The organism is Streptomyces sp. NPDC004051 (assembly GCF_053604275.1).
Genome location: NZ_JBSGHG010000015.1, coordinates 85,370 through 112,130 on the forward strand (window position 1 = coordinate 85,370; position 26,761 = coordinate 112,130).

Annotated in this window: 23 protein-coding genes; 11 read left to right on the forward strand and 12 right to left on the reverse strand. The window is 73.8% G+C overall.

The window, feature by feature from the left end; translation table 11 throughout:
- Window positions 1–5: 5 nt before the first annotated feature.
- Window positions 6–251, reverse strand: coding sequence for a twin-arginine translocase TatA/TatE family subunit (locus ACWEQO_RS18020; RefSeq protein ID WP_452984133.1), 246 nt, complete (start codon window positions 249–251; stop codon window positions 6–8).
- Between the two features lie 135 nt (window positions 252–386).
- Between ACWEQO_RS18020 and ACWEQO_RS18025 the strand changes: the two genes are divergently transcribed.
- Both ACWEQO_RS18025 and ACWEQO_RS18030 read left to right on the forward strand, forming a co-directional pair.
- Window positions 387–788: a BlaI/MecI/CopY family transcriptional regulator gene (locus ACWEQO_RS18025; protein WP_361454823.1), complete on the forward strand. Its 402-nt coding sequence runs from the start codon at window positions 387–389 to the stop codon at window positions 786–788.
- Window positions 789–794: 6 nt separating this feature from the next.
- On the forward strand, window positions 795–1,748 hold the full coding sequence (locus ACWEQO_RS18030) for a M56 family metallopeptidase (RefSeq protein WP_452984135.1): 954 nt from the start codon (window positions 795–797) through the stop codon (window positions 1,746–1,748).
- An 85-nt stretch (window positions 1,749–1,833) separates the two neighbouring features.
- Here ACWEQO_RS18030 and ACWEQO_RS18035 read toward each other — a convergent pair whose 3' ends face one another.
- The 6 genes from ACWEQO_RS18035 to ACWEQO_RS18060 all read right to left on the reverse strand — a co-directional run bounded on the left by ACWEQO_RS18035 (window position 1,834) and on the right by ACWEQO_RS18060 (window position 6,299).
- The gene (locus tag ACWEQO_RS18035) at window positions 1,834–2,133 is read right to left on the reverse strand and encodes a zinc-ribbon domain-containing protein (RefSeq protein WP_361454828.1); all 300 of its coding nucleotides are present in this window, start codon (window positions 2,131–2,133) and stop codon (window positions 1,834–1,836) included.
- A 332-nt stretch (window positions 2,134–2,465) separates the two neighbouring features.
- Window positions 2,466–3,101 (reverse strand): response regulator, encoded by a 636-nt coding sequence (locus ACWEQO_RS18040; RefSeq protein ID WP_452984213.1) that lies wholly within the window; start codon window positions 3,099–3,101, stop codon window positions 2,466–2,468.
- The gene (locus ACWEQO_RS18045) at window positions 3,101–4,318 is read right to left on the reverse strand and encodes a sensor histidine kinase (protein WP_452984137.1); all 1,218 of its coding nucleotides are present in this window, start codon (window positions 4,316–4,318) and stop codon (window positions 3,101–3,103) included. Before ACWEQO_RS18045 ends, ACWEQO_RS18040 begins: the two co-directional genes overlap by 1 nt.
- 68 nt (window positions 4,319–4,386) lie before the next feature.
- Window positions 4,387–5,058, reverse strand: coding sequence for a DedA family protein (locus tag ACWEQO_RS18050; protein WP_452984139.1), 672 nt, complete (start codon window positions 5,056–5,058; stop codon window positions 4,387–4,389).
- A gap of 234 nt (window positions 5,059–5,292) precedes the next feature.
- Window positions 5,293–5,952 (reverse strand): hypothetical protein, encoded by a 660-nt coding sequence (locus tag ACWEQO_RS18055; RefSeq protein ID WP_452984141.1) that lies wholly within the window; start codon window positions 5,950–5,952, stop codon window positions 5,293–5,295.
- Window positions 5,949–6,299, reverse strand: a complete 351-nt coding sequence (locus tag ACWEQO_RS18060) for a hypothetical protein (RefSeq protein WP_452984143.1) — start codon at window positions 6,297–6,299, stop codon at window positions 5,949–5,951. Before ACWEQO_RS18060 ends, ACWEQO_RS18055 begins: the two co-directional genes overlap by 4 nt.
- Before the next feature lie 248 nt (window positions 6,300–6,547).
- On the opposite strand from ACWEQO_RS18060, the gene ACWEQO_RS18065 reads away from it, so the two are divergent.
- From ACWEQO_RS18065 to ACWEQO_RS18075, 3 genes are read left to right on the forward strand one after another with little or no spacing between them, the layout of a single operon-like run.
- Window positions 6,548–10,165: a CHAT domain-containing protein gene (locus tag ACWEQO_RS18065; protein ID WP_452984145.1), complete on the forward strand. Its 3,618-nt coding sequence runs from the start codon at window positions 6,548–6,550 to the stop codon at window positions 10,163–10,165.
- Complete coding sequence (locus ACWEQO_RS18070) at window positions 10,162–10,944, forward strand: hypothetical protein (RefSeq protein ID WP_452984147.1); 783 nt, start codon at window positions 10,162–10,164, stop codon at window positions 10,942–10,944. Before ACWEQO_RS18065 ends, ACWEQO_RS18070 begins: the two co-directional genes overlap by 4 nt.
- Entirely contained in the window at window positions 10,944–11,603 is a 660-nt protein-coding gene (locus tag ACWEQO_RS18075) for an RES family NAD+ phosphorylase (protein ID WP_452984149.1), read from the forward strand. The genes ACWEQO_RS18070 and ACWEQO_RS18075 overlap by 1 nt, the downstream gene beginning before the upstream one ends.
- Before the next feature lie 109 nt (window positions 11,604–11,712).
- Here the strand turns inward: ACWEQO_RS18075 and ACWEQO_RS18080 are convergent, their stop codons facing one another.
- The 3 genes from ACWEQO_RS18080 to ACWEQO_RS18090 all read right to left on the reverse strand — a co-directional run bounded on the left by ACWEQO_RS18080 (window position 11,713) and on the right by ACWEQO_RS18090 (window position 14,855).
- Window positions 11,713–13,326: a hypothetical protein gene (locus ACWEQO_RS18080; RefSeq protein ID WP_452984151.1), complete on the reverse strand. Its 1,614-nt coding sequence runs from the start codon at window positions 13,324–13,326 to the stop codon at window positions 11,713–11,715.
- Complete coding sequence (locus ACWEQO_RS18085) at window positions 13,304–14,059, reverse strand: hypothetical protein (RefSeq protein WP_452984153.1); 756 nt, start codon at window positions 14,057–14,059, stop codon at window positions 13,304–13,306. Before ACWEQO_RS18085 ends, ACWEQO_RS18080 begins: the two co-directional genes overlap by 23 nt.
- Window positions 14,060–14,273: 214 nt before the next feature.
- Window positions 14,274–14,855 carry a hypothetical protein gene (locus tag ACWEQO_RS18090; RefSeq protein WP_452984155.1) on the reverse strand — a complete coding sequence of 194 codons (582 nt, stop codon included), beginning with the start codon at window positions 14,853–14,855 and terminating at the stop codon, window positions 14,274–14,276.
- A gap of 353 nt (window positions 14,856–15,208) precedes the next feature.
- Between ACWEQO_RS18090 and ACWEQO_RS18095 the strand changes: the two genes are divergently transcribed.
- Entirely contained in the window at window positions 15,209–15,877 is a 669-nt protein-coding gene (locus tag ACWEQO_RS18095; protein ID WP_452984157.1) for a 4Fe-4S single cluster domain-containing protein, read from the forward strand.
- Here ACWEQO_RS18095 and ACWEQO_RS18100 read toward each other — a convergent pair.
- The gene (locus ACWEQO_RS18100; protein ID WP_452984159.1) at window positions 15,852–17,015 is read right to left on the reverse strand and encodes a macro domain-containing protein; all 1,164 of its coding nucleotides are present in this window, start codon (window positions 17,013–17,015) and stop codon (window positions 15,852–15,854) included. The genes ACWEQO_RS18095 and ACWEQO_RS18100 overlap by 26 nt on opposite strands.
- Window positions 17,016–17,249: 234 nt before the next feature.
- Between ACWEQO_RS18100 and ACWEQO_RS18105 the strand changes: the two genes are divergently transcribed.
- From ACWEQO_RS18105 to ACWEQO_RS18125, 5 genes are all read left to right on the forward strand, one after another.
- Entirely contained in the window at window positions 17,250–19,658 is a 2,409-nt protein-coding gene (locus tag ACWEQO_RS18105; RefSeq protein WP_452984161.1) for a protein kinase domain-containing protein, read from the forward strand.
- Window positions 19,655–21,259 (forward strand): hypothetical protein, encoded by a 1,605-nt coding sequence (locus tag ACWEQO_RS18110; protein WP_452984163.1) that lies wholly within the window; start codon window positions 19,655–19,657, stop codon window positions 21,257–21,259. The genes ACWEQO_RS18105 and ACWEQO_RS18110 overlap by 4 nt, the downstream gene beginning before the upstream one ends.
- Before the next feature lie 51 nt (window positions 21,260–21,310).
- Window positions 21,311–23,278 carry an AAA family ATPase gene (locus tag ACWEQO_RS18115; RefSeq protein WP_452984165.1) on the forward strand — a complete coding sequence of 656 codons (1,968 nt, stop codon included), beginning with the start codon at window positions 21,311–21,313 and terminating at the stop codon, window positions 23,276–23,278.
- Window positions 23,275–23,934, forward strand: a complete 660-nt coding sequence (locus ACWEQO_RS18120; RefSeq protein WP_452984167.1) for an FHA domain-containing protein — start codon at window positions 23,275–23,277, stop codon at window positions 23,932–23,934. The genes ACWEQO_RS18115 and ACWEQO_RS18120 overlap by 4 nt, the downstream gene beginning before the upstream one ends.
- 197 nt (window positions 23,935–24,131) lie before the next feature.
- Window positions 24,132–24,410, forward strand: coding sequence for a hypothetical protein (locus ACWEQO_RS18125; protein WP_361454831.1), 279 nt, complete (start codon window positions 24,132–24,134; stop codon window positions 24,408–24,410).
- A gap of 31 nt (window positions 24,411–24,441) precedes the next feature.
- Here the strand turns inward: ACWEQO_RS18125 and ACWEQO_RS18130 are convergent, their stop codons facing one another.
- Complete coding sequence (locus tag ACWEQO_RS18130; RefSeq protein ID WP_452984169.1) at window positions 24,442–25,746, reverse strand: cation:proton antiporter; 1,305 nt, start codon at window positions 25,744–25,746, stop codon at window positions 24,442–24,444.
- Between the last annotated feature and the right edge of the window lie 1,015 nt (window positions 25,747–26,761).

Genomic DNA, 26,761 nt, shown 5'->3' on the forward strand with positions numbered 1-26,761 from the left:
GGTTCTCAGGGGCGGCCGTCGGCGGCCGTGTCCCGGGCGACGGTCTCGCCCCGGATGACGCGGGGAGCCTCCGGCTGCAGGCCCTGCTCCCGCGCCTGCTCGGCCCGCTCCTCCTCCTTGGCCGCACGGGCCTCGGCCTTGAGGATGCGGGCGGACTTGCCGGCCGAGCGGGCCAGCTCGGGCAGCTTCTTCGCACCGAGAACGGCTATGACGACGATGAGGATGATCGCGAGTTCGCTCAACCCGAACATGGGGGTCCGTCCTTCTCGTGAGCCGTTACCGGATGCCGCCCATAGAATCTACAGCAATGTAGAGAATTTGACGGCGTGCACGTGTCTATACGATGACCGCCCGGGAACGGGAGGGCGGCGGAAGGGAGACGGGCCGTGGTCGAGGGCGATCAGGGGCGAGGTCAGCGCCACCGGCGGCGGGGGCAGGGCGAGTTGGAGGCACTCGTGCTGTCGGCGCTCCGGGAGGCGGACGGCCCGGCGACGGCCGGCTGGGTGCAGGAGCGGCTGGGCCAGGACCTCGCCTACACGACGGTCATCACAATCCTGACCAGGCTGCTGGCCAAGGGCGCGGTCACCCGGGAACGCGCGGGCCGCTCCTTCGCCTGGACGCCCGCCGCCGACCACGCCGGTCTCGCGGCGCACCGGATGCGCAGGGTGCTGGACGCCGAGAGCGACCGGGAGGCGGTCCTGGCCAGCTTCGTCACCGGTCTCGGCCCGGACGACGAACGGCTGCTGCGGGTACTGCTGGGTCAGCCCCGGGGCGACGGGGAAGACTGAAACCTCATGGGGGTGTTCGTCTTCCTTCCGCTCGTTCTGCCGCTGACGGCATGGCCGATCGCCCGGCTCGCCGAACAGCACCTGCACCCGCGCACCGCGACCCGGATGCTGACCTGGGTCGCGGCGGTGATGGCGGTGTGCAGCACGGTGTGCCTGTGCCTGGTGATGGTGGTCGGCACCGCCACCCTGCCCGGCAACCCGCTGCCCGACGGCTGGTCGGACCCGGAGGTGCGGGCGGCGGTCCCCTACGACGAGGTCGTGGGCAAGGCGGCCATCCCGGCCCTGTGCGCGGTCCTGCTGGTCTGCGCGCGCACGCTGCGGCGGCACGTCCGCGCCCGCCGACGCGCCCACCGCGCCCTGGCCGGCCTGCCGGACACGGAGGTGGCGGTCCTGCCCGACGACACCCCGTACGCGTACGCGCTCCCGGGCGGCGGACCGAGCCGGGACCGGGTCGTGGTCACCACCGCTCTCCTCGGCCGCCTGGACTCCGGCGAACGCCGTGCCCTGTTCGCCCACGAGCGCGCCCACCTGACCGCGCGCCATCACCGCTACCTGCTGGCCGTCCGGCTGGCCGCACACGCCAACCCGTTCCTGCGCCCGCTGCGCACGGCGGTGGCGTACGCGGCGGAACGCTGGGCGGACGAGGAGGCGGCCCGTACGGTCGGTGACCGCCGCACCGTCGCCACCGCCATCGGCAAGGCGGCGCTCGCCTCCCGGTCCGGCCCGCCCCCGCCGGCGTTCGCGGCGTCCGGAGCGCCGTTCGCGGCGCCGGGGCCGGTTCCCCGTCGGGTGGCCGCGCTGCTCGCCCCGGCTCCGGCGACGGGGCCCTGGCCGACGGTGTTCACCTCGGTGGGCCTGGCCGCCTGGGGAGCGGCCGCCGGTACGGCGATGTCGGCGATGTCCTCGGCCAACGCGGCCGTGACCCTGTTCTGGATCCTCCGCACGGCCACGTCGCTGTGAGCACGGCGGCCCGGCGCCTCCTCGACCGGGCCGCCCCGGCGGGGGTCCCGTACCTCTGACGCTTCCGGCGCCCCCCCCGGCTCCCTCACGGCCGGTACGGCTGCTGGTGCTGATGGGGCGGCTGCCCGTGAGGCTGCCCGCCGGGACCGCCCGCGTCCTGCGCCCGCAACTGCTCGGCCTGCTCCTGGGAGAGCTTCGACTCCGCGCCGCAGAAGGTGCACTGGGTCGAGTACTTCGTCGAGACCGGGAACAGCGGCACGAAGAACAGGGTGAACTTCGTGACCCGCTTCCTGAGCGCGTGCGCGGAGGGATTCCCGCACCGGGTGCACACCAGGGTCAGCATCGCGAGCTGGTACAGATACCCCTTGGTACCGAAGACGATCATGTGGTGCCCCTTCCGTGAACGACGTCCGCCGCCGCTGCTTCCGCTGCCGACGCCGCTGCTTCTGCTGCCACCATGTCACCGGCTGCCCCGGTGAGCGATCGGCAATGTGTCACGCCGGAAAACTTCCGGACCCCGCCCCGACGGCCAGGCGGGCCGCTCTGCCCGGGGCCGCCGGGCCGTCCTCCGCGAAGGCCCCACCACCACACGGAGTGTGCCCGGCCCCACGACGGTTCCCCGCGGCCGGTCCCGGTACGCGGCGGTGCTCGCGGTGGTCGGGGTGTCGCGTCCCGCCGGTCCGCCGCGGTCGCTCACCGCGGCAGGCGCGGCTGCCGTCACGACTCCAGGTAGCGCAGTACGGCCAGGACCCTGCGGTTGTAGCCCGTGGTGTGCGCGAGGTCGAGCTTGTCGAAGATCGTGTGGAGGTTCTTCTCGACCGTGCTCGTGGAGATGTGCAGCTTCTTTGCGATGGCCGCGTTGGTGTGCCCCTGGGCCAGCGTCTCCAGGACGCCGCGCTCGCGGGGGGTCAGCCGGGCCAGCGGATCGCCGTGCGTCGTACGGATCACCAACTGCCGTACGACCTCCGGGTCGAGGGCGGCGCCGCCCGCCCGGATCCGCTCCAGCGCGTCGAGGAACTCCTCCACCTGGGCGACCCGGTCCTTGAGCAGGTAACCGACCCGTTCCGCGTTCGCGGTCAGCAGCCGCGCCGCGTAGGCGCGCTCCAGGTGCTGGGACAGCACCAGCACGCCGACCCCGGGCCACCGCTCGCGGATCTCGAGTGCGGCCCGCAGCCCCTCGTCCGTGTGGGTGGGGGGCATCCGGATGTCCACGACGACCAGGTCCGGCGGCCGGGCCGCGACCTCCCGCAGCAGGGCGACGGCGTCGCCCACCGCGGCCAGGACCTGGTGTCCCTCCTCGACGAGCAGCCGGACCAGTCCCTCCCGCAGCAGGGTCGAGTCCTCGGCCAGCATTACGCGCACGGCAGCTCCGCGGTGATCGTGGTGGGTCCTCCGGAGGGGCTGTGCACGTGCAGCAGGCCGTCCAGCGCGCCGACCCGGCCGTGCAGCCCGGTCAGCCCGCTGCCCGAGGGATCCGCGCCGCCGACGCCGTCGTCCTCGACGCGGACGACGAGGACGGTCCCGCGGCGCCGTACGCTCACCAGGATCTCCGACGCGGCCGAGTGCTTGGCGGCGTTCGTCACGGCCTCCGACACGACGAAGTAGGCGGCGGTCTCGACGGAGGAGGGCAACGACCCGGGAAGAGCGAGGTCCGTCCGGACGGGGATGCCGCACCGCTCGGAGACCCCGGCGAGCGCCTCCCCCAGCCCCAGATGGTCCAGCGCCGTCGGATACACCCGCCAGGCCACTTCCCGCAGCTCGGTCAGGACGTCCTGCGCCTCCTTGTGGGCCTGCTCCAGCAGGCTCCCCGCCTGCTCGGGCGTGCGGCCCCGACGGGCGCGCCCGAGCAGCATGGCCAGCGCCACCAGGCGCTGCTGCACCCCGTCGTGCAGGTCGCGCTCGATGCGCCGTCGTTCGGTGTCCACCGCCCGCAGCACCGCCGCCCGGCTGGTGGCCAGTTCGTCGATGCGCTGCCGCAGCAGCTCGCGTTCCGACGGGCCGAAGCACCGGCGGGCCAGACGCGCGTCGAACGCCTCCAGCGACACCAGGCCCTGCACGTTCAGGAAGAGCAGCACCCCGCCGAGCAGGCCCTGGGTGAGCAGGTCCCGCCAGCCGAGCGTGCCGCGCGCGAGACTGACGAGAAGCAGCCCCGCCAGGACGACGCCGAAGGCGAGCAGGCCCACCACGACGCCGGTGACCAGACCGGCGTAGGTGCGGGTGGCGAGGTAGCGCAGGATCCGCGGGCCGGGAACGGGGCGGTCGGGGAAGCGGTCCCCGAAGAAGACCGAGCGGCGCCGGCGTTCGAGCGCCGTCAGCCGACGGGCCCCGGAGGTCAGGACGGCGACGGCGCGGCGCCGGGTGTACGGCCACAGCAGAAGCGGACCGAGGAGGGTGCCGACGACGGCGAAATACAGCAGTCCCGGTAAAGCGGTCAGGCAGCCGAGGAGGACCCCGGCCACCCGCAGCGGCCACGCCGGAGACGGCGTCGACGGGGGCCCGCCCGCCGGTTGCGCGGGTCCGGGCGCCGTCGGGACGGGCCGGGTGGTGCTGTCCGCCGATTCCCCCTGCACGGTCGCCGAGGCTAGTCGCGCGGCACAGCCGGGGCAAGATCGCTCGACCGGGGCGAGAACGGGGCCGGTCACGAGGTACGGCGGTGCTGGGCGGGGCTGCGGGGGCGCAGGCGGGCCACGAGGTGCACGAGGCAGAGGACCAGGGCCCCGGCGACCAGGACGAGGACGGCCTTGCCGGCCACTCCGACGTAGGCCCCGACGAGCTCCCACTGGTCGCCCAGCCAGTAACCGGACAGGACGAGCACGGAGTTCCAGATCAGGCTGCCCAGGGTGGTGAGCAGCAGGAAGACCGGCACCGGCATGCGTTCCAGGCCGGCCGGCACGGAGATGAGACTGCGGAAGATCGGCACCATGCGGCCGAGGAGGACGGCCTTGGCGCCGTGCTTGGCGAACCACTCCTCCGTCCGCTCCAGGTCGGACGACCTGACCAGCGGCAACCTGGCCCAGATCGCGTGCATGCGCTCCCGGCCGAACAGCATGCCGATCCAGTAGAGGGCGACGGCGCCGACCACCGAGCCGAGCGTGGTCCAGAACAGCGCCGAGAACAGGCTGATGACGCCCTGCCCGGCCGCGAAGCCGGTCAGCGGCAGGATCACCTCGCTGGGCAGCGGTGGGAAGAGGTTCTCCAGGGCGATGGCGAGGCCCGCGCCGGGGCCGCCCATGGTGTCCACCAGGTCGGCTGCCCACCCCGCGACACCGTCGGCGGGTTCCTGGGGCAGAGCCAGGGGCATGAGGTCCATTCGAAGTCTCCAGGCTGCGGGGCGGGTCGTCGCGGACGGGTGCCACGCTCCACAGTCACCCTAGAAACCGCAGGTCAGCGCCGGTATGAGGGTTGCCGCCGAACAGATACGGTCCCCCACACCCCGCACCCTGCGGTTTTCCGCAGGGCGGACGGCAGTCCGGGAGAGACGGCCGTCCGGGAGAACTCGACCAGAACCCTCCCGGCTCCCTCCTGAGCGGCCACCGGCAAGCAGTCAGCCGTCCTGCGCGGTTCCCGGGCAGGTCTCCACCGGCATGACCGCCGTGGCGTCGGCGAGGGACACCCTCGTCTCGCCCGTGTCCGTCTTCAGCACCACCACGCCGCGCTCGGTGCGCCGGGGCTCGCCGCACTCCGTGCCCGCCGGGGTCTTCACCAGGAGCTGGGGTTTCTCCTTCCCCGGCCCGTACCAGGTGAAGGCGACGCCCGCCACCAGCAGCGCGCCGCACGCCATGGTGAGGACCACGCCCCTGCGCAGCGCCCGCAGGGCGCGGCCCGCCTCCACGTGGTCCCCGGCGTACCGGGCCGCCGCGCCCAGGCCCGGCTCCGGGGCCAGCGGCGCCGCCACCGGCATGCCGTGCGCGGCGCGCAGCAGATACAGCGCGCCCACGGCGCCGCACACCAGGGACAGCAGGAGCACGCCGCCCACCAGCGCGTCGTAGGGGGAGGCGAGCTTGCCGACATCCGTGCGGCCCTTGACCAGGCCGAAGCCGAGCAGGCCGACGAAGAGCCCGGCGAGGCCGTTGCGCCAGGCCAGTGCGGCCTCCCGGACCTTCGGCAGTTCCTCGGTCAGCGCCTGCCGCATCCGGCGGGCCGCCGCGCGGTCCGCGGCGATGGCGGGACGGCCGGGGGTGAGCCGGGGACCGGCGGTCGTCACAGCTCCTCCAGCCTCACGTTCCAGTAGGCCCCGCAGCCCTCTTCACCGACCGGACGCTCCTCGTGCTCGGTGGTGCAGGTGCACATCACCGGGACCTCCCGCACCCGCGGGCCCCGCCGGGGACCCCGGAACGCCCGGGGCCGGTACGTATAGGTGAAGGAGCAGCCGCAGCGGGGGCAGCTCCCGCTGAGGACCGTCGTCTCGTCGTCCACGGGCAGTGCCTGTGCCTCCCGGGTGAAGTCGCGCGCGTAGGGCTCGGCGGTCATCTCCCGGTACGGCACGCGGCGTCCCGCCGTCGGATGGCCGGTGTCGGTCTCGGTACGGGGCGGGGAGCTCTCTTCCGGCATGCCGGCCTCCTTGTGCGCGCTTGCGCGGAAGGGCACAGCATGCCCTGTTTCCTCCCCGTCCGGCCACGCGGTGCCGAGCGTCGCGCGCCCAACGCCCGGAACACGACCGGGTGGTGACCCACCCGTACCTCAAACGGTGCCCCGACGGGCGGAGTTCGGGCGAAAACCGGTTGTGCGGGTGGCGATGCCGCCGGTCCGCCACCGCCGGGGGCACGCGGTGGGCATGATGACACCGGGAGGAACGGACCATGAGCGACGTCGCCACCGAACCGCTGCCCGTCCGGGCCGAAACGGCCCTGTCCCGTACGGAGGGCTGCCGGGCGCCCACGGAACCCGAGACGTACGAGGGCCTTCGCGGGGCCGAACTCGACCGGGAGATCGAGGAGATCGACGCACTCCTGGCCGAGGGAGCGGCCACGGCGGGCGGGGACCCCGCAGTGGCCGTGGCCGTGGCCCGGCTGGAGGCCCGGCTGGGCCTGCTGCTCTCCGTCAGGGCCGTGCTCGGCGGAGCCGACGAGGACCGTGTCAGGGCGCAGGCCCTGCTGGCGGCGGCACGGCAGTACGACGCACTGACCGAGCAGGAGCGCCTCACGACGCGAAAGCACTTGATCCTGCTGCTCACCCGCCGGTTGGGCGGGGTGTCGAGGAGGTCCTTCGACACCCTGGACGAGGCGACCCTCAACGAGATGATGTGGGTGGGCAGACCGGGAGGTCAGGGCGGCCCCGGGTACGTCGAGGACCTCCAGTTGCTCTACCGGCTGGCGCTCGAAGCCGGCCTCGGCGAGAAGGTTCCGGACCCCGTACGGCAGCTCATGGGGACCCTCGACCGGCTCACGACGCTCCGGATGGACGACGGGCAGGCGGTGGCCGGGTTCGCGGAGGAGCTGCGGAAGAGCTCCGCCCATCTCCCCCTGCCGCTCCGCCATGCCATGGAGACCGCCGGCTCCATGCTGCGCACCGGCCGGTTCTCTCCTTCTCCTTCTCCCTCTTCTTCTCCTTCCCCCTCCCCCGACGGGCCGGAGCAGTCCGGCTCGCGGGAGGAGGGAGACCACACCCTCGTACCGGAGTTTCTGGCACTGATGGAGGCGACGTCGCCCCGGATCGTGCGGGGCGAGGAGGTCTCCCAGATCATCGGCCGGTTGTCCCAGTCGGGTTCCCCGCTGTCGTCCCGCATGATCGCCGTGATGCTGCAGATCTCGCTGGGCATGCGCACCGGGGACCGCGGACGCCTGCACAGCGCGCTGGGGCAGCTCCAGGAAGCCGCCAGGACCGGGGAGTTCGCCGACGAGGGGCAGGCCGAGTGGCTCCACGTCACGGTGTCGATGCTGCTGATGCTCGCGGGCGAGACGGGCGGCAGCCTGCTGGACACGGAGGCGGCGGAAGGCCTCCTGGCGAGCCTCCCCCCGCTGCCGGCCGACGGGACCGGCAGCGCGCTGCGGGTCCTCGCCGACTGCCTGCGCGTCCAGCTGCGTCTCAGGGAACTGCGGGAAACACGGGACCTCGCCGCCACGGACCTGCTCATCGACGAGCTCCACGACCTCGACTCCGAGGCGCTGGCGGCCGAGGACATGCTGGGAGTGCTGGGGTACACGCTGGGATACGCCTATCTGTCCCGCGCCCAGATGTCCGGCTCGCGCGCGGACATGCACCAGGCCGTCATGCATATGGAGGAGGCCTTGGAGAGCCTCGGCGGGCTCGTCACCTTCGAGACGCTGAGCCAGGTGAACGCGGCCCCCGTGCAGGGTCTGTCCGCTCTGCTCGGATCGGACCCGGAACGTCTCAGGGAGGGGCTGCGGCGTACCCGTTCCGCGCTGGGGAAGCCGGGCCTCACCTTCGACTTCGAGATCAAGACCCGCGTCTCCCTGGCCATCGGTCTGGACATCCTCCGACTGCGCACCGGTGACCCGGACGTGCTGGACGAGTCCATCGCCGAGCTGGAGAGCGCCTGCCGGCTCCTGCCGCCCGAGGGCGCCCCGGACGCACAGAGCGTGTACTGGCTGCTCGCCTCCCGGCTGGCCGACCGGGCGACCGCCCACCCCGGCACCCCGCAGGCCGCGGAGGACCTCCCGGCCGCCGTGGCCGCCGCGCGTCGGTCGCTGCGGGCCGTCGCGGACGAGGTCCTGCTCCAGCTCGGCGTGCGCCACGGCCTGCGCGTCGCCCGGAGAGGCGCGGACCACGGCTGCACCGCGGCCTCCTGGGCGCTGGCCGCGGGGCGGGTGGACGAGGCGGTCGACTGCCTGGAGGCGGGGCGCTCCCTGGTGCTCGCTGCGGCGGCCGAGTCCAGGAGCGTCGCCGACCGGCTCGAGGCCTTGGGCGCCGTGCAGCTCGCGGACCGGTGGCGCGAGGCGGTCGCGCCCGCGGCACCCGGCACGGGGGAGACGCCGTTTTCCGCGGCGGAGGGCGGGGCCGGGGCCGGGTTCCCGGTCGAGGCCGTGTTCGCGACGGGCGGGGACGGCCCCCGGCTCCCCGGAGACGTGCGGCGACAGGCCCTCGACCTGCTGCGCTCGGGGCAGCGGGAGACCGACGACATGACGCCCGCCGAACGGGTGGCCGCGCTGCGGGACGGGCTGGTCCGGGCGGACGTGGACGCCCTCGTCCATCTGCTGCCCGGCGGCGGCACGGACGACGGAGCGGTCCTCCTGGTCACGCCCGAGGGCCCCGCCCGGTCCGTGCCGCTGTCCGCGCTCTCCGTCGAGGGGCGCGCGCCGCTCTCCGCCTTCCTGGACGCGGAAGCGGAACGCAAGCGGGTGGACGCCGACACCGGTTCCTCCCCGCAGGAGGCACGGCGCGCCGAGACACGGTGGCGGGAGGCGCTCGACGAGGTGTGCGCCTGGGCCGGAGAGGTGCTGACGCCCGTACTGGACACGCTGGACGTGTGGCCGAGGGCCCTCGCCGAATCGGGCCTGGCCCCCGCTCCGCCGGGCGGCGGTCCGGCCGCCCGGGCGGTGCGGCTGGTCCTGGTGCCGTGCGGCACCCTCGGTGTGGTGCCCTGGCCCGCGGCGGTGTTGCGTCCCCCGGCGGAGCTCGGCGGCCCGCGGGAGGTGCGTGCCTTCGAGGTCTCGGTGATCTCGCACGCGGCCTCGGGCCAGGAGTTCCTGCGGGCGTCGGCCCGGACCCGGATGCCCCCCGGTGAACGTCCCGCGCTGGCCTTCCACGGGGACGACCAACTGGCCTGGGCGGAGGAGGAGATCGAGATTCTGAACGAGGTCTACTATCCGCACGCCGAGGTGTACCGGGACCGGGACTCGCCCGCCACCCCGCGGACCGTCCTGTCCCTGGTCGGGGGAGGCGCCGAGGCCGCCGCGTCCCTGGTCCACCTCTCCTGCCACGGCATCGCGGGCCCCGACCCCACGACCTCCGCCCTCCGGCTGGCGCCCTCCCGGCCGGGCGGCTCCACCGGCGAGGACGGCTCGGCCGCGGGTGGCGACGAGGACGAGCCGCTCACCCTCGCCACCCTGCTGGAAACCCCGCACGACGGTGAGGCCTACCGGTCGCGGGGGCCGCTCGTGGTGTGCGGCGCCTGCGAGACCGACCTCACCACCCGCGACCACGACGAGGCGTTGACCGTGACGTCCGTGCTGGTGCACCGGCTCGCGGCCGACGCCGTCGGAACACGCTGGGGCGTGGGCGACGACGAGTCCGAGATCCTGATGCTGGTCCTGCACGACCGGCTCGCCGCCGGAGCGGCGCCGCCGGACGCACTGCGGGCGGCACAGCGCTGGATGCTCGCCGACCCCGCCGAACGGCCGCCGGTGCGGGCGCTGGAACGGGTCCGGGCCCGCCGCTGGAACAGGGACTTCCGCCACACCGACGTCTGGGCGGCCTTCGTCCATCACGGCAACCCCTCGGGAGGTACCCCGCAGTGACCCCGGAAGACCTGCTGGCGCTCCTGGTGAGGCACCAGGAGTCGCTGGCCGACGGCCTGCACGACGAGGAGGACCGGCAGGAGGTGGCCGCCGCACTGCGCGAGTTGCGCGAGGCGGTGACGGCCGGCCGGTCCGCCTCCCCGGCCATGCGGCGACTGCGCCGGGCGCTCTCCGCGCTGCCGCCGGAGCATCCGGTGTCCGACGCGCTGGGCAGCCGCCGGTACGCGGCCGACGGCACGGGAGGCCGGGCCCTGCCGACCGCCGACGCGATCGGAACGGTGCTGAACCTGCTGGAGGCACGGGAGGCGGGGTCCGTACCGGCCCCCGGGACCGGGACGGACTCCGGAACCGGGACGGCCCCCGGGCCCGAGGCGGCTCCCGGGCCCGAGGCGGGCGCCGAACCGGGCCCGGAGCCGGCGGAGTTGCTGGCGGAGGCCCGGGCGCGACTGCTCTCCACTCCCGCTCTGACCGAGCGGGAGCACGCCGAACTCCTCGCCTCGCACGGGGACCAGCCGGGGCTGATCCGGCTGGCGGACCCCCGGTCAGGACGGCCCGGAGCGCACTGTCCGCGCTTCCAGTTCCGGCCCGGCACCCTCCAGCCGCTGCCCGTCGTACTGCGCATCAACGGCCTGCTCCGCGCCGATGTGGACCCGTGGGGCGCGGCCGACTGGTGGCTGGGCGGCAACAGCTGGCTGCACGGCGTTCCCGCGGACCTCCTGGGCACCCTGCCCGACGAGGAGCTGGAAGGGGCCGCGCTCGAACTGGTGGAGGCGGACTGATGGCGCTGCAGGCCCCGCCCGAGGGCGTCGCCATGGAACCGCTGCTCACCGTGCTCCCGGCCGGCAGTCTCATCTGGCGCTGCCACAGTGGGCGTTACGGCGCGGCGGAGTTCAACCCCCGCCCGGCGCACGAGTACTTCAAGGGGAGCCGCTTCGATGCCACCGAGCGCGACCCCTACCCCTACCTCTACGCCGCGCTGGACCCGATGACCGCACTGGCCGAGGTGTTCCTGCGGTCCGTGGAGTTCGACAGCGGTTCGGGGGTCCGGCTGATCCCGTGGGCACAGGCCTCCCGGTACCGGCTCTCCGCGCTGCGCACCACCGAGGACGTCACGCTCCTCGACCTGACCACGGCCGAGGGACTGGCGTCGGTGTGGCAGGACGAGTGGCTGATCGACTGCGAGGAACGCGAGTACGACAAGACGCGGTACTGGGTGCAGGTGATGCGCCGGCACTGCGGCGCCGCGCAGGGGCTGCGGTGGACGTCCAAGAGGTGCCGGCCCCGTGCCGCCGTGCAGTTCTTCGGCGACCGGGGGGCGCCGTGCGCGGCGGACCGGACGCCGGAGGAGAGCTGGCGGCTGGACTCCGCGGAAGGACTGGAGAGGGCCAACCGGCTCCTGGGCCCCCTGCGGTCGGTGATCTCCGCTCCCCCCGGCTGACCCGCGGCACGGTTCGAGCCCGCTGCCCCGGCCCTTGCGAAGGGCCGGGGCAGCGGGTTCTCGTCGTGCGGACGGACGACCGTGGCCCGGGGCCGGACACGGCCCGGGGTCAGACGGAGACCTCGCTGCGGGTCATCGGGAGGAGGGGCCACTTCTGGGACAGCCGCATCGCCGCCTCCGTGACCGCCGGCTCCCTGGCCGACATGAGGGCTCCGTCGAGGTAGCGGTGGGCCGCCGCCTCGTGGAGTTCGCGGGTGGCCCGCACCCTGTCCTCCGCCGCGGCCCTGCGGTCCTCGCGCCGGGCGTCGGCCGTCTCCGCGGTGCCCCGCTCGCGCTCCGCCTCGACCAGGCTGAGCTCCCGCCGCCGTACCAGCTCGCCGCGGTGCTCGATCGCGGTGCGGTAGGCGTCCAGGTACGGGTGCTCCTTGCACAGGGCGAGCAGGAAGCCGATGCCCCCGGAGAGGACGAGGAGGGCGACGAACAGCCAGGTCACCGTCCACGGCTCCAGCTGCAGCCGCTCGATCAGGCTGCCGGCGGCGGTGTCCGCGCCGGCGGGGCGGAACCCGTCGGCGGCGGGCGCGGGTTCCTCGGTCTGCATGACGTACTTGGCGCGGACGACACCGAGCACGCCGGTCAGGAAGACCCAGACGCCCAGCAGGGACAGCGCGGGGAACCAGACCGCCCGGAACGAGCCCGTCTCCGGCCGCCGTCGCAGCATCAGGCCCGCCAGGTGCGGCAGCACCACCATCATGGCCGCCGTGCCCACGGCGAGCACACCGGTCTGAACGTCCACGTTGACGTTGCCGACGCCGTGGAACGGCTGGTAGGCCACCCAGTAGACGGGCAGCTCGACCGCGAGGATCAGGAGCAGCAGACCCCACCTCATCCAGTCCGGGACGGCGGGCCGCTTGTGGAGCCCTTCCCAGGCGCGGGCCAGTCCGGCGCCCGTCGACGCGGTGGAGTGGCCGGGCTCCGCGGCGCGGCGCGGAGCCGGGGCCCCGGAGGTGGGGGAGGGCTGTCCCACGTTCACCCACTGCTGGTCACCGGTGTCCGGTGTCCCCCGCGCGCCGGACGCCTCGCCGTCCCCCGTCCCACCGCCCCCTGTACCACCGGTTTCCGTCTCACCGGTTTCCGTGTCACCGGCCGGGTCCCGGTGCCGGGGGGCCTGTCCGTCGCGGCCCTCCAGCGCGCGCCCCTCCACGCGCTCGCGCAGCGCGTCACGGAAGCGTTCCCAGCGGGTCGAGCGCATCGCGAGCAGGTCCAACTGCCGTGTGGTGGTGGCGATCTGCTCGTCGGTCCGGACCAGTTCCCGGTCGATCAGCTCCACCTCGGCCCGCAGCCGCGCGGCCTCGGCGAGGGCGTGCGCGTCGTCGAGCCTCGCCTGCTGCTCGGCGTGGTGCGCCTCCTCGCCGATGCCCCGGATGACCCGGTCCCGCAGCGATGCCAGTTCGGCGAAGTACGGAAGCCGGTCGTCGCCCTGCAGCACCAGCGGATCCAGCGCCCCGCTGCGGGCGGCGGCGGCGCCGCGGCGTTCGGCCTCCTCCAGGAAACGCTGCTCGGCCCGGACGTCCAGCACCGCCGGGCGACCGGGCCGGGGGTCCGGCCGGGTGCCGTCCCGCCGCCCCCTCGACGCCCACCGCCGGGACCCCGGCTCCTCGGGGCGCGGGGCCGACCGGCGCCACGGCCTCGGGCCGGGCGGCTCACCTGTAGTCGTAGTGGACATGGGCCTGCGCCCTCCCTTCCAGCATCTCGGCCCAGAAGGCCTCGAAGTCCTCGCTCTCGCTGGGCCTGCCGTCGTACTGCATGCCGAGGCCGACCGGGTAGACGTGCATGCCCTTGAGTCCGGGCAGGCCGCGCTGCTTCACCAGGGTGTCGAGGACCGTCTCGCGCTTCTGCGCGGTCGACAGGTCGGCCCGGGAGATCCTGAACTCCTTGTCGGTCTGGGCGAAGTCGCTGACGACCAGCAGCCTGGCGTCCGGCCCGTCCCCGGGCATGAGCTCGCTGATGCGGTCCAGCGCTCCCCAGACGTCCGACCCGTTCTGGGTACGCGCGCACTCGAGTTCCTCGAGCGCCTTCTCGGCGGCGACGCCCCGGGCCTTGGCGCGCGCGTTCTCCTGGTCGGTGGTCTCGCTGCCGGGCGGGTCCAGATCGACCTCCGCCACCTGGCAGGAGGAGGCCTTGGAGGAGCGGGTGACGGGCGCGAACTCCACGGTGCCGCACTTCTGTTCCTCGAGGAACGGCAGGAGGCTGTTCTTCAGCTTCGCTTCCGCGTCGAACCCCTCCTCGGTCGCGGAACCGGACCCGGATCCGTCGACGACGACGCCGCACGGGGTGGTGAGCGGGTCGGGCTGCGAGGTGCACGAGACCAGCGCGGCCAGCAGTCCCACCGCGGGCACCAGGGCGGCCGCGCGGCGCAGTCGGGGCGGCCGCCGGCCGTCGGAGACCGATCGATGCACGGTTCTCTTCCTTCCAGGAGGTCCAGGAGGTCCAGGAGGCCCAGGGGTTCCGGGAGTTCCAGGAGTTCCAGGAGATCCGGGGATTCCCGGGGCTCCGGGAAGTCCGTACGCCTCGGCCGGGCCGAGGCGCCGCGGGGCCACCGGCCGGGGCGGGATCGCGGAACTCCCCGCCGCAGGGGGTACGCGGAGGCGGTACACGGTCATCGGCCTCCGCCTAGGTCCGCTGCCCGGCGACGGCGCCCGGCTGCTGGGTCCGCAGGATGGCCAGCGCCTGGACCACCGCCGGACCGGTCTCGTCCCGGCCGCGCTCCGCGTACCAGGAGTCGGAGTCCAGCCAGTCGTCGATCCGGTGCCAGGCCGGGTCCAGCGCCATCGTGCCCGGCAGCCAGCCGGCCGGGCGGAGTTCGCCCATCCGCGGCTCGGCGTCCGCGTCCGCCTCCGCGGTCTGGTGGCGGTGCCCCCGCCGCCAGGCCGCGTCCCAGTAGCAGGCCAGCAACTGGTTCCCCTCGTCGACCAGTTCCTGCGCCTTGGTGCGCTGGAGGTCGGCCGCGTTGCGCCACTCGGCCACCATCCGGCCGTAGCGGGCCAGCGCGGCCGGGGCCGGCCGGCCGCGTTTCGTGTACTGGGTGACGACGCGGACCGACTCCGAGTGGATCGTCGCCACCAGTCCGCTCCGGCTGTGCAGCAGATGCCGGCGCAACCGCGAGCAGCCCCGCTCCACCTCGTTCCTGATCCCGACCACATAGGGCGGCAGTGCCAGGTCCGCCGGGGCGCCGCCGGTACGGGCGCCGGTCATCAGGGACACCAGATCGGTCGCATCGAGACTTCCGTGGAGCCGGGCGCCGGTTCTGGAGAAGAAACCGAGCTTCGCCCTTCGAGGACGGCCCCCCGTTCGACCGGAGAAGTTCGTCATGGAACAGCCTCCAATTTCCGTCCGCACGGCTCTCCGAGGGAGATCCGCACATCGAGAGAGTAACTGAATATCCGACCGGAACGAGGCCGGTTTCCGGCGGAATCGATCATTCCTCGCCGGGCATCCGGAAAACGCCCGGAGTTCGCCCGGACGACGGCCCGGGAACGGTGAAAGCGCGATTGCGCGAGCCGAGTCCGGGCGCCGATACTTCTTGCCGGTGTGACGGAGGGGAGCTCATGGAAGCCCGGATCAGCAGCACGTATTTCCCCCTGGGGACCCTGGGGCCGGGACAACGGTTCGGCATCTGGTTCCAGGGCTGCGCGCTGGCCTGCCCGGGTTGCATGTCCCGGCACACCTGGGCCCCCGAGGGGGGAACCGCCGAGGACGTCTCCGGTCTGCTGCGGATGTGGGAGGAGGCGCTGGACAGGGGGGCCGAGGGGCTCACCGTGAGCGGCGGTGAGCCCCTCGACCAGGCGGAGGCGCTGACCGAACTGCTGGTCGGCGCCGCCCGGATCAGGGACCGGGCCGACGGCGGGGCGGACGGGGCCGACCTGCTGGTGTACACCGGGTACGAGCCGGACGAACTCACGGCCGCGCGGCGCCGGGCGCTGCGCGGCGCCGACGCGGTGATCACCGGCCGGTTCCGGGTGGAACGGCCGACCCGTCTGGTCTGGCGCGGCTCGGCCAACCAGCGCCTGCGCCCGCTGACGCCCCGGGGCGAGACCCGGTACGCCCCGCACCTGGAGCGGGAGAGCACGGGCAGCAGACTCCAGGCGGTGGTGGAACCGGGGCCGCCCGCCGGGGTGCGGTTCCACGGCGTGCCGCTGCGCGGCGAACTCAGGGCCGTGGAGCAGGGGCTGCGGGAGGCCGGCGTGACGCTCAGGGAGCCGAGTTGGCGTCCCTGAGGAGCCCCACGTACTCGCGCCTGCGGGTCACCAGCAGCACGGACCAGCTCGGGTCCCGGCGCAGCTCCTCGCGGACCGCCCCGAGCAGGTGGGCCGCGGCGTCGGCGGCGGGCAGACCGCCGCGCCCGGCGCCCAGCAGCGGGAAGCAGATGCTGGTCAGCGGGAGCGCGAGTGACTTCCTTTCGGCACGGGCCAGTTCGAAGGAGCCCCGGACCGCCTCGGTCACGGTGTCGGGGGCGACGTGGTAGCGGCTGCCGTGGTCCACGGGGGTGGCCACGGCGGCGTGGTAGACGCGCCGGACGCCCTGCCGGGAGAGCGCCCCGGCGGAGGTGGGCACGACCGTGCCCGGCCGTACGGCGAGGCCGGTCCGGCGGTGGGAGTGCAGCCAGACCGCCAGTTCGCGGGCGAGGACGTCGTCCACCACCTCGCCGTCCGAGCGTTCGGCGGCCGCCCGGCGCAGTACGCCGGAGACGGTGGGCCGGAAGGTCTTGGACATCTCCAGGTAGACGTTCTCGGAGGAGACCAGGATGTCGACGTCCCGTACCCGTTCGATGGGAGACAGCCGGACCGTGACACGGCCGGGCGCCGGAGGGGAGGCGGCCGGCCGCGGGCGGAGGCCGCCCGGGGCCGGGCCGGCGGGCGGCGTACGGACCGCGGTCCGCGGGCCCGGCCGGACCGGTGTGCCCGGGGCGCCGGTCCGGCCGTCGCCGGGCACACCGGTCCGGCCGGACCGGGCCAGGGCGAGCACCGCCGAGGCCAGACCGTCGAGCACTTCGTGCTCCTGGCTCTTGCGGAAGCGCTCGGTGCTCACCCCGTACACGCCCGCCGCGGCCTTGCGCCGGTCCGCGGCGGCCGCGCCGCGGCGGTAGGCGAAGAGGCCGAAGGAGTGCGCGGCGGCGCGGGCCAGCGGATCGCAGTCGTCCGCGTCCCGCAGTTCGCCGCCGCCCAGACGCCGTACCGCGGACCCGAGCAGCTCCTCTATGCCCTCGAGTTCGTCGTCGGCGTCCGCGCAGAAGCCGGCGGCCACCGCGGCCGCGCGCAGCCCGTCCCGGGAGCAGCGCCGCAGCCGGGGGAACCCGAGCCGTCTCAGGCGCCTCAACTCCTCGGTCAGCTCCTGATGCGAAGGCAATGTGTCCATGGGGCGCATAGTAAACCCGCCCCCTCACCTCATAAATACGATTATCGGAAAATTGCATTCCGGTGACGACGGCGGACTGGATGGCCCGCTCGGTGACTCCCCCCGGAACCCTTTCCGCGTTCCGTGCAGTGAATCGGCGAATGCCGCACGGGCGCAGGGGCCACTCGGATAATCTCTTGATCCCCGCGCCGCTTCACGATCGCGGGACGGGCATATTCATCGGAAGGTCGGACCATGTCGACCACTGACCCCACGGATTTCGTTCCCCCCGAGGACGACGGCTTCTCACGGGCCCGCCAGGTCGAGACCCGGCGGGTCGTCTCGGAGGTGCCGCCCGAACTGGCGGACCGCTTCTCCCTGCTCAGAGTCCTGCAGACCGCCGAGCGGCCCTCCCAGGCCGTGGTGCTCAGGGTGCGCGACCTGAGGAGCGGGACCCCCGACGTCCCCCTGGTGCTCAAGTGGTACCACCGCATGCACGCCCCCGGCCCCGAGATCGGCCGGACACTGTTCGAGGCCGGCCGGGTCCCGCCCGAGAGGGCCACGCACCTGGAGCACCTCCTGGAAACCGGACGCGCCGACGGGCACCCGTACCACCTCTACCGTTCGCACGGCGAGACGCACCTCGGCGACTACCAGCGGGAGCACCCCGGCCCGATGGGCTTCGAGCAACTGGAGCCGGTCGTAGCCCAGTTGTACGCCGCCGTGTCGTTCCTGCACGACGAGGAGGTCGTGCACCGGGACATCACCCCGGACAACATCATGATCCAGGCGCAGGGGAGCAGCCCGGAGATCACGCTGATCGACCTCGGTGCGGCGGTGCACCGGCCGGACGAGTCGACCCGGCACTTCGACTGGCGGGGCAAACCCCTCTACCTCGCCCCGGAAGCCGCCTCGCGGCTCCAGTCCGTCTCCCCGGAGGCGGACTGGTGGTCGGTGGGCATGGTCGCCGCCCAACTGGCCCTGGGCCGACCCCTCATGGACGAGCGGGAGGACAAGGCCGTCATGGAGGCGCTCGCCACCCGGAACCCCGACGTCCACCGCCTCGAGCACCGGCGTGTCCGGATGCTCTGCACCGGGCTCCTGACGCGCGACCCGGAGAGACGGTGGGGCGCCCGGCAGGTGGGGGAATGGCTGGACGGCGGCTCCCCGGACACCGCGCCCCGCACGTCCGGGCCCGTACGGGGGACGACGGCCCCCGGCCCGGAGCCGGACCCCGTCACCCCGTTCCCCTTCGTCGGCGAGCAGTTCACCCTGCGGGAACCGCTGGCCAGGGCCCTCGACCACTACCACGTCGCGGCCGACCGGATGCTGGACGACGACGGCAGAAGGTCCGAACTCGTCCGCTGGATGGCGCAGTTCGCCGAAGAGGAGGGCGAGGCCGGACGGCGCGTCCTTTCCGGGCTCCGCGAAGCCCTGGAACGGGCGCCCACCCCAGAACTCACCATCCGGCTGATCAACTGGCTGGGTCCCCGGCTCGAGGCCGGCTGCTGGGGGATGCCGCTCACCGTCCGCGGCATCCGCGACCTGTCCCGGGCCGTCCGGCAGAACGACGGCGCGGCGGTCCAACTGGCCGAACACCTGCGCAGGCACCCGGAGATCCTCACCGCCCTGGCGCACCGCCCCCTGGGCGAGGGACTGGACGAGACGGCCGCCCGCTGGCAGGCCCTGCGCACCGGGTGGCCCCACCTGGTCGGCGAACTCCTGGCCGACCCCGACCTGCGGCGGCTGCCCCGGGTGCGGCACGCCCTGCGGCAGACCACCGCCGTGGACACCCTGCTCCTGGAACTCGCCCGTGAGCCCGACCGCGTGGAGGCCCGACTGGCCCACGAGGCGGCGAGGTTCGAGGACGACCTCCCCCGCGGGCTGGAGGTCCCCTGGTTCAGCCGGCTGCTGCGGTCCGTCGACGACGACGGTCTGCGCCGCCTGCGGCTCGTCGCCGCTCACCGGCTGACGGACCTGGCCGCCCGGGACGCCGACGCCCGCCACGAGCGGCACCTGCAGGACGAGGCCGAACGGCAGCTGAGGGAGGACCAGGACGGGGCGATCGCCGTCCTGCAGCGGCTGGACCTGCCCGCCGCCCTGGGCTGGGCGCTGCTCGGAGCCACCCTGGTCACCTTCCCCTACAGCTTCCTGATCGGGCTGGCGGACGTGTTCGCCCGGGCCTCCCAGGACCAGGTGGTCGTCGCCTGGCTGTGGAGCCTCGGACTGACACCCGCCGTCTTCGCCGCCGAACTGTTCACCGCGAACTGGATCCGCCCGCCCGCCTACCACCCGCGCCACTCCCTGGCGGGCCTGATCATCGAGCGCGCGGAGCGCCCCGCCTCCCTCGTCCTGTCCCGCAGGTCCCGGCTGTTCCTCGGCGCCCTGCTGCTGCTCGCCGTGTGCGCGCTCGTCGTCGGGACGGTGATGTACGTGCCGTGGCTGTGGCCGGCGGTCTCCGCGGGCGCGGTGGTGGCGTGGAGCGTCCGGCGGTGCCTGGCCTGGAGCAGGGACGGGCGCAGAAGCGGAAGCCGCCGGAGCCGCCGCAACGGCCCGGCGGCCGTGGGGGGCCGGTCCGTGCCGCCGCAACGGGGCGCCCCCGCGGCGCCCGCCCCCTCGACCGGGGACGCATCGGGGAACCGGATGACAGGAGCCGACCTGTGAGTGAGGCGTTCGCCCAGATCCTGGACACCGGGGTGACGCCCGGCCTGGACTTCGTCCCGCCGCCCCCGCCTCCGCCGCCACCCCCGCCCGACCCCAACGAGCTCGCCCACACCGGCCCGCTGCACATGGACGGCACCACGGAGGAAGTCGCCTCCCGGCTGGGCGAGCTGGCCACCGAGGCCGCCCAGCAGGCCGCCGACGCCGCGCTCCAGGCACTGGGCACCCTCAGCGGGGCCCTGCTGGCCGGCCGGGCCGCGCTCGCGACCACCAAGGTGCTGGCCGGCGCGGCCGTCCGCGCCGCCGAGGAACAGCGTTGCCTGGAGCGGCAGGAGAAGATCTCCGCCGACGCGGCGGAACAGTGGCGGAACGCGGCCCTCGCCGCCGCCCGCGCCAACGCCCGCCGCAGGGTGCTGGGAGCGCGGATCGCCCGGGCCGCACGGACGGCGCCCGGCGACCCGCCGCCCCGCCCCGGCCTGCCCGGACCGCTCGACCCGACCGCGATCCGGCTGGGCGACTTCCGCCGCGAACTGGCCCGCTTCGAGCGGGAGCTGGAGACCGCGGAAAGGGCCCAGACGGCCTGGGAGGCGGAGGCCCTCCTCACCTCCCTGGCCGGCCCGGCGGGCGGCACGGACGGTGAGGACGGCCCGGACTGGCAGGACGCGCTGCGAGCCCGGCGGGACGACATGCTCCGGGCCCGGCAGGCCGCCCAGGACGCTCCGCTCCCGGTGCCCGAGCCGCCGCGGGCGACCGGCCCGGCGGACGGGACCGCCGTCCGGGACCAGGGCGCCGACATCCTGGCCGCCCTAGACGCCCGGGCCGACGCCGAACTGGCCCAGATGGCCGCGGAAGCGGTGGGCCACGCGGTGGCACACGCCGCCCGCCCGCAGCGGTCCCGCCGGCACCTGCGCGAGGCGCGGACCTTCGTGGCCGACGCCAACCGCAAGGCGTGGAAGCTGCGCCGCGAGGTGGAACAGGCCGCGGTGCAACTCGACTTCCTGACCATGCCCCTCCCCGACGACCAGGACCTCCCCGACCCGGACCCGCAGGCCGTGGCCGCGCTGCGGAAGTGCGTCGACGACAACGTCCCGCTGACCTCCGGCGAGCGGGACCTGGTGGAGCACAGCACGACGGCACGGTGCGCCGCGCTCGAAGCCCTCCACCTGAAGCGCCAGTGCACCGGCGTCCTGGCCCGGCTGGCCCTGGACACCGCGGGCGACCTGCGCGTCGGCCGCACCGACGACGACGCGGTGACGCTCGACTGGACGCCCGGGGGCTGGGGCCCGGACCACTGGCTCAGGATGGAGCTGCGGGGGGAGCGCGTCCATGCCGTCACCATGCGCCCGGCGACCCGCGGCGAGCGGCGGACCGAGGACCTGGAGCTGGACGCCCGGCGGTGCGCGGAAGCGGCCGAGCGGCTGGAGGAGTTCCGGTCCCTGGCCGCGGAGGCCGGACTGCCGCTGACCTTCGAGATGCGGCGCGCCGAGGTGCTCGCGGGTACGCCCGTCGACCGCTCCGCGCCCGACGCGCACGGCGGTCGCACCGGATCCTCGGTCCCCGGGCCCCGGAAGCACCGGACGGCGACCAGTCCCGGCCGCACGTGACCACCCGGCCGCCCCGCCACCCGGCCCCGCCCTTCACGGAAGGTTCACCCCATGGATCTGCAGAAGCAGAAGAACGACGAACTGCCGTTGTTCGTCCAGGAACTGACGGGCACGCTCAGCGTGCACTCCCAGTACGTCCTGCACGGCAACATCCACGATCTGCACCTGGTGCGCAGCAACGGCCGGGACCGGCACCACCCCCTGCTCGACGTGGTGTGGAACCCCTTGCTGCGGATGGGCTACCAGGTCCTGGTGGGATGCGACCAGATCAACGGTCTCCGGGTCCTGTACGCCGTTCCCGAGGTCGAGGAGGCCGCCAGGACCCTGCTGCCGACCCGCAGGTTCCCCGGGGCCGACGCGGCCCAGCAGGAGAAGGTGAGCGCCGACCTGCGGAACATCGTCTCCGGTTGGGCGGACGAACGCAGCAGGGCGCGGACCGACGGCGTGGAACTCCCGCCGCTGCGGGTCGCCCTGGTGGTCGAGCACGCCTCACGGCTGGTCCAGGACGTCACCCGGCTCACCCCGGACGAACGGGACTTCTTCCTCTCCTGTCTGCAACTCGCCGATCTGGCCAAGCGGATACGGGACCCGAGGCGTACGGACGGACGCGACCTGTTCAACCCGGTGATCTGGCTGGCCGAGGGGGAGCGCGACCTGCCCAACTGGTTCGTCTCCGGGAGCGAGCGCATCCGCCCGATCGCGGTCCCCCCGCCCGACGCCGACGAACGGCGCCGGATGGCCGACCTCCTGCGCCGGGACTTCCGGGCCCGGCAGCGGACGGCCGCGGCCCCCGCCGGCGACGTCCCCGAGGAGGAGAGGGAGACCGTCGAGGCGGTGGCCCGGGCGGCCGGCGGGATGACGCTGAGGGCGATGCGGGAGAGCCTCGACCTGGCACTGGACCGGGGTCTCCCGTTCCGTTCGATGCCCGACGCGGTCCGGATCTACCGCCTCGGCGTGGAACGGAACCCCTGGAGCCGGGACGAGGTCCGCCGGCGCATCCTGCGGGGCGAGGACCCGGACGACGAACGCTCCGTCCCCCGGCGGGTGCTGGGCCAGGACGCCGCCGTCGCCAAGACGCTCGACATCCTCAAGCGTGCCGCGCTGGGCCTGTCCGGGGCGCAGGCGACCAGTCCCGGCCACCGCCCGCGCGGCGTCCTCTTCTTCGCGGGTCCGACCGGCACGGGCAAGACCGAACTGGCCAAGGCCGTCGCGGCGGTCCTCTTCGACAACGAGCAGGCGTACCTCCGCTTCGACATGAGCGAGTTCTCCTCCTCGCACGCCGCCGACCGGCTGGTCGGGGCGCCCCCCGGCTACGTCGGGTACGAGGCGGGTGGCGAGCTCACCGCCGCGGTGCGGCAGGACCCCTTCCGGGTCATCCTCTTCGACGAGATCGAGAAGGCCGACAAGGGGGTGCTGGACAAGTTCCTCCAGGTCCTGGAGGACGGCAGGCTCACCGACGGCCAGGGAGTCACCACCTACTTCAGCGAATGCGTGCTGATCTTCACCTCCAACCTCGGGGTGCAGCGCATCGACCCGCAGACGCAGCGGCGGGAGTGGGTCGTCGAACCGGGCACGGAGTACTCCGCCCTGGAGGCGACGGTCAAGAAGAACGTCAAGGAGCACTTCGAGCAGGTCATCGGCCGGCCCGAACTGATGAACCGGATCGGCGGCAACGTCGTGGTGTTCGACTTCATCTCCGAGGACGTGGCGAAGAAGATCTTCGACCTCCAGGTGAAGAACATCCGGCGGCAGCTCGCGGCCGAGCACCGCGTCGTCCTGGAGATCCGCGAGGACGCCCGCGCCACGCTGCTGCGCCGCTGCACCAAGGACCCGTGGACGGGCGGGCGGGGGATCGGCATGGCGCTGGAGACGGACCTGATCAACCCGCTGGCCCGAGCGCTGTTCGCCGCACCGGGCCTGGGGGCGGGCACCACCGTGGTGGTCGCCGGCGTCAAGGAACTGCCGGACGGCCAGGTGGAGCTCCTGGTGGACTTCGAGAAGGAGACAGCCCCCCGGTGACGGCGGACGAACCCGAGGACGACGGCTGGGTCTCCCTCTCCGAGAGCCCTCTCCCCGCTCCCCGCCAGCCCGGGGACGGGGACGGGGACCGGAACCAGAACACCGAAGGACACTCCGCGCCCCCACCACCCCCGAAGGCCTCACCGCCCGAACCGGACTCCGCTCAGGGCTCCGATCCGGACTCCGGATCGGACTCCGACGGCTGGATCTCCCTCACCCCCGGAGCCCTGTCACCGCCCCGCCCCGCCCCCGAGCACACCTCTTCCCGCCCCACCCGGGCAGTGAGGGCCCGACTCGCACTGGACTTCCGCGGACTGGGCGGACAACTGCTCCTGGACCGCGGGCAGACGGTACACCTGGGCCGCAGCCGGAGCTGGGCGACACCGGAGGCGGCCGAGATCCTGGCGGACGAGCCCACGGTCTCCGGGCAGCACGCCGGCGTCGAGTACGCCGAGGACGGCACGGTCTGGCTGACCGAGGTGGCGGAGGGCTCCACCAACGGCGTCCGCGTCAACCGTCACCAGGTCCTCACCCCCGGCCACCGCCTGCGGGTCCACACCGGCGACACGGTATGGCTGGGCCCTCACATCTACTTCCTGATCCGTGGCGGCTTCCCACCCACCCCGGACTCCGCCACCCAGCCGCCCGACGCCTGAGCAGACTGCCGACCGGCCCAGCCGGGGCCGGGTGGCGGGCAGGCTCGGCACGGCGCCCGCCCGCGCCCCTCTGACATGGCGCTCCCTGTTCAACGTATCCCCGGGCAACGTTCCCGGGGACTCTGGCCGGCCCCGGCCCCCGCGCCGGTGGTGATGCCCGGGATGCAGGTGGTCACCTGCTGTCGGATGGTGGAGGCATGAACCATCACCAGCCCCTGCACTCGATCGACATCGACACCCGGCTCGTCACGGCCGGTGCCGTGCTCACTGCGGCGGGCGCCGTGGTGGCGTGCACCGGCATGGGCATCATGGCTGTCGCCGTGTTCGCCGCGGGTCGGCGCATGGTCCGCGCCATGGACGTGCCTCCGTCCCAGCAGGCGGCCATGAAATGGCGGCAGGCCAAGGAGGCGTCCCGAGCGGGCCTGCAGGCCTGGCAGTCCGCTTCCGGCAACCAGAGCGGGTCGCTCACTTCCTAGCGCCCCGGCAGCACCATTCGTCCCGGGGGCGTCAAGGGCTGCGGGGGCCTCGTACGCCCGGGGCGTCGTCGGCGCCGAGTGCGTTCTCCCGCAGGTCCGGTTCGGTACGGAGCGTCCTGGTGAACCAGTCGCCGTAGCGGTTTCCCAGAACCGGGGCCGTGGCGCCGTGGAGGAGAACGCTCAGGCCCACGGTCACGGCGATGACGCCGTTCAGCTGCGTCGTCCCGGGCAGGTGTTCCTCGAAGGCCAGCAGACCGAAGACCAGGGAGGCGAGCCCGCGCGGACCGAACCACCCGATGTAGGCGACGGATGCGGTCCGCAGACCGGTGCCGATCAAGGCCAGAGCGACCGGCAGCATCCGGACCGCGGTCAGGCTGATCAGCGCGTAGACCACCATCCGCCACGTCACGTGCTGAAGGACCGGCCCCAGGATGACCGCGCCGAAGACCAGGAAGCTCACCGAGGCGAGCAGGAGCCCGAGCCGCTCGCTGAATTTCGTGTTCTGCGCGGCGCCCGGTCCTTCGGCGCGAGCGCCACGTCCTGTCGGCGCGCCACGCAGCCGGCTTCCGAAGGCCAGACCGGCGACCCAGGCGCCGATGAAGCCGCTGCCCTCGACCGCGTCACACAGCGCGTAGGCGATCACGGGAACGGCGAGCGTCAGGAACTGCCGCCACGCGGGAGTGCTCCAGTCCCGGGCGACCGACCGACGCAACACGTCCGCCCCGGCCCGACCGGCGACGAGTCCGATCGCACCGCTCAGCAGCAGCGCGCGCAGGAACGTCACGACGACCCCCGGATGCCCCTCCGCCTCGCCCGCCGCCGCCAGCGCCAGCACGAAGAACGGGAGCACCAGACCGTCGTTCAGCCCCGATTCGACGCCGAGGCCGCCTCGGACCAGCGCCGGGACCCGCTTGTTGGAGAAAGCCTGCTGTCCGAGCGCGGCATCCGTCGGGGCCAGGATGACGCCGACCAGCGCCAGCTCCCACACCCCCAGACCGGGCAGGAGGGGCCAGGCCACCAGCCACCCCAGCACCATCGTGACGGGCAGCCCGACCACAAGCAGCCGCAACGGCAGGAACCCCTCCCTGCGCAGGTCCTCGAGCCTGATCGCCGCCGCGTCCGTGAACAGCACGAGGATGAGCGCGCTCTCCAACAGCGTCCGGACGACCTCCGGATCCCGGTCCGCGTTCAGCAGGTCCAGGCCCAGAGGCCCGATCGCCAGCCCGCACACGACGAACACCAGGGGCCCGGACAGCGCCGTCGTCGACAGCCGCCGCGAGAGCGCCCCGTAGCCGACGACCACGCCACCGGCCACCACCACACCCCACAGGCTCATCCGCACTCCTCACCCGGGACCACCAGGACGACCGCCCGGGCCTCTGCGCCGGGGCGACGCGCCACCCGCCCGACCACGCCACCCATCACGGTCACACAGTGGCACGGCCGTTCACTCTACGTGTCGATCCGATCGGGCCGGGGGACCCTCGGCCCTGGCACGCAGAGCCGAGGAGAGGAACTTCAGCCATCGACGGCAGCCTTCTCCGACCGCCGGATGGCGCGAGCGCTGTCTCCGAAGCCGGCTCCGGCCCCGGTCCCGTGAACGAAGCGTTTACTCCGGGCGCCGTGCGCCGCACCCCGGGCGCGGTGGGGGCCGCGGCGGGGTGAGGGGAACCGGTTCGGGTGCCGAGGCGTGAAGTCGGCTCCCGAACGGCTCCCAGAAGTCCCCGGTACGAGGTCAGGGGCCCGACCCGCGATACGGATCAGGCCCCTGACCTGGTGCCTCACTGTCGGGGTGGCGGGATGTGAACCCGCGACCTCCTCGCCCCGAAGCAACCGGGGCGGGGACGCTGTCCGGGACCGGCGCAGCTCTCGCCTGCGCGGACGGCCCGCCGGCATCCGTGCTCGTCCGCCGCTGTCCGTCGGCGCTGTCGCGCAGTCGGACGCTCGCCCTATGCCTCCAGCTCACTTCCTGCGGCGCCTGCTCGCCTTCTTCTTCAGTTCGGCCCGGCCGCGTTCCGTCCACACACCTTGATGGAGGTACCAGCGCGCCGTGCCCTTCAGCGTCTTGCTCACGGCAGCGACCGCCGACGGCCGTCGGCCAACCGCACTTGCCCTGCTTCCACTCGCCCACCGTCCACCCTCGGTAGCCCGTCTCGCATGCCGACATCCAGCGTGTATTGATGCGCACGCTTTCCCACTGTGTCGGCGGGCGGCCCGGCTACGGGAAGGAACCGGCGCACGGTCTCGTCCGAACGACGGTGAACAGGGCTGGAAGAGACGGAAACTGAGGCTGCCGCACTCCTTGCCGCAGCACCGGAGGCAACAGCCCGCGGCCAGTTGTCGAAGCCGTC

What these genes read in the sequence shown, in the direction of transcription:
- ACWEQO_RS18040 (WP_452984213.1), bottom strand. Translation starts at nt 3,101, where the DNA reads ATGCTGGCCGAGGACTCGACCCTGCTGCGGGAGGGACTGGTCCGGCTG.
- ACWEQO_RS18065 (WP_452984145.1), top strand. Translation starts at nt 6,548, where the DNA reads ATGAGCGACGTCGCCACCGAACCGCTGCCCGTCCGGGCCGAAACGGCC.
- ACWEQO_RS18100 (WP_452984159.1), bottom strand. Translation starts at nt 17,015, where the DNA reads ATGGACACATTGCCTTCGCATCAGGAGCTGACCGAGGAGTTGAGGCGC.
- ACWEQO_RS18050 (WP_452984139.1), bottom strand. Translation starts at nt 5,058, where the DNA reads ATGGACCTCATGCCCCTGGCTCTGCCCCAGGAACCCGCCGACGGTGTC.
- ACWEQO_RS18095 (WP_452984157.1), top strand. Translation starts at nt 15,209, where the DNA reads ATGGAAGCCCGGATCAGCAGCACGTATTTCCCCCTGGGGACCCTGGGG.
- ACWEQO_RS18035 (WP_361454828.1), bottom strand. Translation starts at nt 2,133, where the DNA reads ATGATCGTCTTCGGTACCAAGGGGTATCTGTACCAGCTCGCGATGCTG.
- ACWEQO_RS18115 (WP_452984165.1), top strand. Translation starts at nt 21,311, where the DNA reads ATGGATCTGCAGAAGCAGAAGAACGACGAACTGCCGTTGTTCGTCCAG.
- ACWEQO_RS18080 (WP_452984151.1), bottom strand. Translation starts at nt 13,326, where the DNA reads ATGTCCACTACGACTACAGGTGAGCCGCCCGGCCCGAGGCCGTGGCGC.
- ACWEQO_RS18105 (WP_452984161.1), top strand. Translation starts at nt 17,250, where the DNA reads ATGTCGACCACTGACCCCACGGATTTCGTTCCCCCCGAGGACGACGGC.
- ACWEQO_RS18020 (WP_452984133.1), bottom strand. Translation starts at nt 251, where the DNA reads ATGTTCGGGTTGAGCGAACTCGCGATCATCCTCATCGTCGTCATAGCC.
- ACWEQO_RS18090 (WP_452984155.1), bottom strand. Translation starts at nt 14,855, where the DNA reads ATGACCGGCGCCCGTACCGGCGGCGCCCCGGCGGACCTGGCACTGCCG.
- ACWEQO_RS18130 (WP_452984169.1), bottom strand. Translation starts at nt 25,746, where the DNA reads ATGAGCCTGTGGGGTGTGGTGGTGGCCGGTGGCGTGGTCGTCGGCTAC.
- ACWEQO_RS18075 (WP_452984149.1), top strand. Translation starts at nt 10,944, where the DNA reads ATGGCGCTGCAGGCCCCGCCCGAGGGCGTCGCCATGGAACCGCTGCTC.
- ACWEQO_RS18125 (WP_361454831.1), top strand. Translation starts at nt 24,132, where the DNA reads ATGAACCATCACCAGCCCCTGCACTCGATCGACATCGACACCCGGCTC.
- ACWEQO_RS18060 (WP_452984143.1), bottom strand. Translation starts at nt 6,299, where the DNA reads ATGCCGGAAGAGAGCTCCCCGCCCCGTACCGAGACCGACACCGGCCAT.
- ACWEQO_RS18030 (WP_452984135.1), top strand. Translation starts at nt 795, where the DNA reads ATGGGGGTGTTCGTCTTCCTTCCGCTCGTTCTGCCGCTGACGGCATGG.